Origin of the sequence: Streptomyces sp. NPDC057474, from assembly GCF_042802555.1 — a bacterium.
GTDB lineage: Bacteria > Actinomycetota > Actinomycetes > Streptomycetales > Streptomycetaceae > Streptomyces.
Genome location: NZ_JBHVDX010000109.1, coordinates 1 through 5,192, shown reverse-complemented (window position 1 = coordinate 5,192; position 5,192 = coordinate 1). Strand labels below are relative to the sequence as shown.

General features: G+C 68.6%; 7 protein-coding genes and 1 tRNA gene. 7 read left to right on the top strand and 1 reads right to left on the bottom strand.

Going from position 1 to position 5,192, the window contains the following annotated elements; all coding sequences use genetic code 11:
• On the bottom strand, positions 1 to 192 hold a 192-nt coding region (locus ACFU53_RS27055; RefSeq protein ID WP_383997542.1), incomplete at its 3' end, for a hypothetical protein.
• Between the two features lie 445 nt (positions 193 to 637).
• Here ACFU53_RS27055 and ACFU53_RS27050 point away from each other — a divergent pair.
• The 7 genes from ACFU53_RS27050 (at position 638) to ACFU53_RS27020 (ending at position 5,027) form a co-directional block, all read left to right on the top strand.
• Positions 638 to 1,168, top strand: coding sequence for a hypothetical protein (locus tag ACFU53_RS27050; protein ID WP_383997609.1), 531 nt, complete (start codon positions 638 to 640; stop codon positions 1,166 to 1,168).
• A gap of 22 nt (positions 1,169 to 1,190) precedes the next feature.
• Positions 1,191 to 1,742, top strand: coding sequence for a nucleoside deaminase (locus ACFU53_RS27045; RefSeq protein ID WP_383997540.1), 552 nt, complete (start codon positions 1,191 to 1,193; stop codon positions 1,740 to 1,742).
• An 89-nt stretch (positions 1,743 to 1,831) separates the two neighbouring features.
• Positions 1,832 to 1,916, top strand: a tRNA-Ser gene (locus ACFU53_RS27040).
• A gap of 138 nt (positions 1,917 to 2,054) precedes the next feature.
• Positions 2,055 to 2,231, top strand: a complete 177-nt coding sequence (locus ACFU53_RS27035; protein ID WP_383997537.1) for a hypothetical protein — start codon at positions 2,055 to 2,057, stop codon at positions 2,229 to 2,231.
• A 34-nt stretch (positions 2,232 to 2,265) separates the two neighbouring features.
• Positions 2,266 to 2,559, top strand: a complete 294-nt coding sequence (locus tag ACFU53_RS27030; protein WP_383997534.1) for a Dabb family protein — start codon at positions 2,266 to 2,268, stop codon at positions 2,557 to 2,559.
• A gap of 161 nt (positions 2,560 to 2,720) precedes the next feature.
• Positions 2,721 to 3,608, top strand: a complete 888-nt coding sequence (locus ACFU53_RS27025) for an RNA polymerase sigma factor SigF (RefSeq protein WP_383997531.1) — start codon at positions 2,721 to 2,723, stop codon at positions 3,606 to 3,608.
• A gap of 498 nt (positions 3,609 to 4,106) precedes the next feature.
• Positions 4,107 to 5,027 carry an RNA polymerase sigma factor SigF gene (locus tag ACFU53_RS27020; RefSeq protein ID WP_383997528.1) on the top strand — a complete coding sequence of 307 codons (921 nt, stop codon included), beginning with the start codon at positions 4,107 to 4,109 and terminating at the stop codon, positions 5,025 to 5,027.
• Positions 5,028 to 5,192: the final 165 nt, after the last annotated feature.

Here is a 5,192-nt window from a genome sequence, read left to right as displayed (position 1 = left end):
GCCCCGGTCTCCCACGCCCCTCGCCCGGCCCCTCTCCATGCCCGCCGACACCCCTCCGAGCGTGTCCGAGAGTCCGTCCGTTCCCGCCCTCGCCCCTCCCTGCCCGTCATCACGCCCTCTCCTGCCCCTCCCGCCCCTCTCCCGCCGCCCCTCCCCGTCTTTTGCTCCCTCCCTGATCTCTCTCAGCTCCACCCGCTTCCTTTCCTGGCCGCCCCTGTCTTCCCGCGACCCGCCACGCCCCGCCGCTGCCACCCTTCTCTTCCACGCGCGCCGTCCCCTCCCTCTCCCCATCCGGCCCCCCATCTCCCTCCCCCTGTCGCCACCGGCCCTTCCCGCCTTCCCGACGGGGCCCGTGTGTCGTACTCGTGGGGTATGTGTGGGGCGTTCGCGGGGTGGTCGTGCAGATGCGACTAGGAACTCCGCGTACGATCCGCTGGTGGCGGCAACAGGTGCGCAGGTGAACGGCGGACCCACCGGCGACCAAAAGAGCCGGACACAGGGAGCCGAAGACGTCCCCTGGGCGCTCTGTTTCTGCCACGATTCCGAGTGGGTGGGGCTCGGACCCAAGCCTCCCCACCCACAACCTCCGCCGGGGGGACCCCCAACCGGCACACCTATGACCAGTGGGAGAGTCACGGTGTACTTCGCCGCACTGCTCGCGCGCACCGAAGACGGGTGGGAAGCGAGCGACACAGAGCTCGACGATGTGGAAACCCTGTCGGATCTGGCCGACCTGGCCCGTGAAGCCTCGCCCGGCGACGACACGGTGCTGGTGCTCATCGAGCAGGAGGACGCCTGGTTCGGCGTCGTCCGCATCGATGGCGAGGACGACCCTCGTATCTATGTGTCGGACGCCGCCGCCGCTGCCCGCAGCAGCTACGGCGAGATCCTGCTCACCGACGAACTGCTCGGAAGGGAGCCCGGCGACGACGACGCCGCCGACCTGGACTCCCTCGACCTCGACGGCACCGAGGACGGCGAGTCCGACGCCGCCGACGATGACGACACGTCCGCCGAGGCCGTGCCGCACAGCCCGGTCGGCGACACCGAGATCCTCGACGACCTGGGGGTGGGCGAGAAGGAGCTGCGCGCTCTCGACGCCGACGACGCCCTCAGCTCGATCGCCGAGGCCCTCGGGGCGTCGGAGGTCCTGGAGACGGTCCGCTGAGCCCATCCGCTACGTTCCCCGGGTGACCGAAGCAATCGACGCAGAGGCACCGGGCCCCGATCCGGTACGCGACCGCTGGCGGGCCGCGATGCGGCTCGCCCTGGCCGAGGCCGGGCGGGCCGCCGAGGGTGGTGACGTCCCGGTCGGTGCGGTCGTCCTGTCCCCGGACGGCACGACCGTACTGGCCACCGGGCACAACGAACGCGAGGCGACCGGCGACCCGACCGCCCACGCGGAGGTGCTGGCGGTCCGCCGGGCCGCCGCCGTTTTGCGAGATTCAGCGGCGCGAAGCGCCTCCGGCAAGGGTAGAGGTGGGAGGCGGACGGGCGAGTGGCGGCTGACCGGCTGCACCCTGGTCGTCACCCTCGAACCCTGCACGATGTGCGCGGGCGCGCTCGTGCAGTCCCGGGTCGACCGGGTCGTCTACGGCGCCCGCGACGAGAAGGCCGGCGCCACCGGCTCCCTCTGGGACGTCGTGCGTGACCGCCGGCTCAACCACCGACCCGAGGTCATCGAGGGCGTCCTCGCCGACGACTGCGCCCGGCTCCTCACCGACTTCTTCCGGGCCCGCTGACGACTCGCCGGCATCCCGTCGGTATCGGCCGCGGGACCCGCCCGATACCGATTTCAAAGCACGCCCCACCTTGTTGTAAGGTCTCTCTCGGTAGCGTGTCCGAGCGGCCGAAGGAGCTCGCCTCGAAAGCGAGTGTGGCGCAAGTCACCGAGGGTTCAAATCCCTCCGCTACCGCTGAAGAAGGGCCCCGTCGTCAGGCGGGGCCCTTCGTGCGTTTCCGGTCTCTCCTGCGAACGCATGATCGGGTTACACTCGCCGCCGACAAAGAGGACCCATGGGGCCCACAGGGCACAAGAGACGGGGGAGGCCGCGGTGGCGGTGCAGGGAAAGAAGATCGCGCTGTATGTGCTCGTGGTCTTCGTGCTCTACGTGATCATCACGGACCCGGAAAACGCCGCCGACTACGTCCAGATAGGGTTCGAGGGCGTCTCGAACGCCGCCCAGTCCATCGGCGACTTCTTCACCTGGCTCGCCGACGGGGCCAACTAGCACCAGTACCTCGTACGACCTTCCCGGAGCGCCAATGATCCGCCACCTGGTCCTCTTCAAGCTCAACGAGGGCGTCGAGCGCGACGACCCGCGGGTCGTGAAGGGCGTGGACGCCTTCCGCGACCTCGACGGCAAGATCGGGGAGATCCGCCACTGGGAGCTGGGCTGGAACTTCAGCGACCGTCCTGTCGCCTACGACTTCGCGATCAACTCGGCGTTCGACGACGTGGACGCGCTGCGCACGTACGCCGAGCACCCGGACCACCAGGCGGGCGTGGCGCTGTGGCACGAGTTCGCCACGTGGATCATCGCCGACTACGAGTTCTGAGCCGTACGGCCGAATCTTTCGCCCCGCACTCGAACAGTGCGGGGCTTTTTACACCCAATTGCCCTTCCTGTCTTCAACTTTCGCTCAACACGGCGCTATGCGGTACTTGATCACAGTGCACATGTCTTGTGATGCTATGACCGCTTTTGACGGTTGAGTTGATGGATGAAGAGGTGGCGTTGACTGTGTCGGCCAGTACTGCGCCTCCCCAGGAAGACGTCCCGGCTCCCGACCCCGCGTCGGCCCAGGTCACAGCCCAGGCCACGGCCCCCGCCCCGGAGAAACGTCGCGGCGCCGACACCCGGGCCCTCACCCAGGTGCTGTTCGGCGAGCTGAAGCATCTGGTGCCGGGCACCCCGGAGCACAACCGCGTGCGCGGGGCGCTCATCGAGGCGAACCTCCCGCTCGTGCGCTACGCGGCCGCCCGCTTCCGCTCCCGCAACGAGCCCATGGAAGACGTGGTCCAGGTCGGGACCATCGGGCTGATCAACGCCATCGACCGGTTCGACCCGGACCGGGGCGTGCAGTTCCCGACCTTCGCGATGCCGACCGTCGTCGGCGAGATCAAGCGGTACTTCCGCGACAACGTCCGCACGGTCCATGTCCCGCGCCGGCTGCACGAGCTCTGGGTACAGGTGAACGGCGCGACCGAGGACCTCACCACCGCCTTCGGGCGCACCCCTTCCACCGCCGAGATCGCCGAGCGGCTGCGCATCACCGAGGAGGAGGTCCTGTCCTGCATCGAGGCGGGCCGCTCGTACCACGCGACCTCCCTGGAGGCCGCGCAGGAGGGCGACGGACTGCCGGGGCTGCTCGACCGGCTCGGCTACGAGGACCCCGAGCTCGACGGCGTCGAACACCGCGACCTCGTCCGGCATCTCCTCGTCCAACTCCCCGAGCGTGAACAGCGGATCCTGCTGCTCCGCTACTACAGCAACCTCACGCAGTCGCAGATCAGCGCGGAGCTGGGAGTCTCCCAGATGCATGTGTCGCGCCTGCTGGCCCGGAGCTTCGCGCGGCTGCGTTCGGCCAACCGGATCGAGGCGTAGGCGCCCCGCTCTGTCGCCGGGTGCCTACTCGTCTGCCGGCTTTCTGTGGTCCTGCGGGTGCGGGTTCCGTCGTGGCTGATCGCGCAGTTCCCCGCGCCCATGGATGGGTGACCTTCGGTAACCAATGCCGCCGTCGCACCGCGGATGGACCATGGGGCACGCGGGGCGCACGAAGGCAGGCGGGGCGCACAGAATCGGCCAGCGGTACGCGTGCGCAGGCCATGGGCGTGACCGAATGCGCTGTCGAGGTGTCACCGGTGAGAGCGAATCGCTCATTGACGGTTTTTCCGACAGACTTGAGCTGAAATCCCATCAGACCGTCTGTTTCCAGGGCTTATTCACCCTCTCCATGTCGACATGTCACTACATCGCGTTGCCGACGTGTGACATTCTCTCCCCAGCGCGTTTGCCGTGGCCTCGCCGCCGGTATTCAGGTGGAGGCTGCGTTCCTTACGACGGAGCGTCCGCCGCGACCGTCCGCGACCCAAAGGGGGTGGCATGTCCGCAGACCAGGGCAGCTCGAAGGTGCTCACGCTCGACAAGAGCGAGACCGCGCCCGACGCTATCCAGGCCCCTCAGGACCTTCGGGCGCTTGAGGACCGTCCCGGTCCCCAGGCTCCGCCGGTGACTGACCTTCCGGCCTTGTCGGCCTCGGCGAACATCGACACCCGCACCCTGTCCCGCTCCCTGTTCCTGCGGCTGGCCGCACTCGACGAGAACAGTCCCGAGCGTGCCTATGTGCGGGACACCCTCATCGAGCTCAACCTCCCGCTGGTGCGTTACGCCGCCGCACGTTTCCGGTCGCGCAACGAACCGATGGAGGACATCGTCCAGGTCGGAACGATCGGCCTGATCAAGGCGATCGACCGCTTCGACTGCGAACGGGGCGTGGAGTTCCCGACGTTCGCGATGCCGACGGTCGTGGGCGAGATCAAGCGGTTCTTCCGCGACACCTCGTGGTCGGTCCGGGTACCGCGCCGTTTGCAGGAGCTGCGGCTGGCCCTCACCAAGGCCAGCGACGAGCTGTCCCAGAAGCTCGACCGCTCCCCGACGGTCTCCGAACTAGCCGCCGTACTGGGCGTGTCGGAGGAGGACGTCGTCGACGGCCTCGCGGTCGGCAACGCGTACACGGCGTCGTCACTGGACTCGCCGGCCCCCGAGGACGACGGCGGCGAGGGCTCCCTCGCGGACCGCCTCGGCTACGAGGACACGGCGCTGGAGGGCGTGGAGTACCGCGAATCCCTCAAGCCGCTACTGGCCAAGCTGCCGCCCCGCGAGCGCCGGATCATCATGCTCCGGTTCTTCGCGAACATGACGCAGTCCCAGATCGGCGAAGAGGTCGGCATCTCCCAGATGCACGTCTCCCGCCTGCTCACCCGCACACTGGCCCAGCTCCGCGAGGGTCTGATCTCCGACTGAGTGTCACGCGTTGACACGTGACCACCGGGTTGCCCTTGAGGGGGCAGCCCGGCGGTGGTCGTGCGTATGGGTGGTGGGCGAGTGCGGGTTGTGTGTGGTTGCTCGCGCAGTTCCCCGCGCACCTGAAAAGCAGGGGTCGCGCCCCGTGCTTTCTGTCTTCAGGTG

Coding starts and splice junctions, on each gene's coding strand:
- ACFU53_RS27030 (WP_383997534.1), top strand. CDS start 2,266: ATGATCCGCCACCTGGTCCTCTTCAAGCTCAACGAGGGCGTCGAGCGC.
- ACFU53_RS27025 (WP_383997531.1), top strand. CDS start 2,721: ATGGATGAAGAGGTGGCGTTGACTGTGTCGGCCAGTACTGCGCCTCCC.
- ACFU53_RS27020 (WP_383997528.1), top strand. CDS start 4,107: ATGTCCGCAGACCAGGGCAGCTCGAAGGTGCTCACGCTCGACAAGAGC.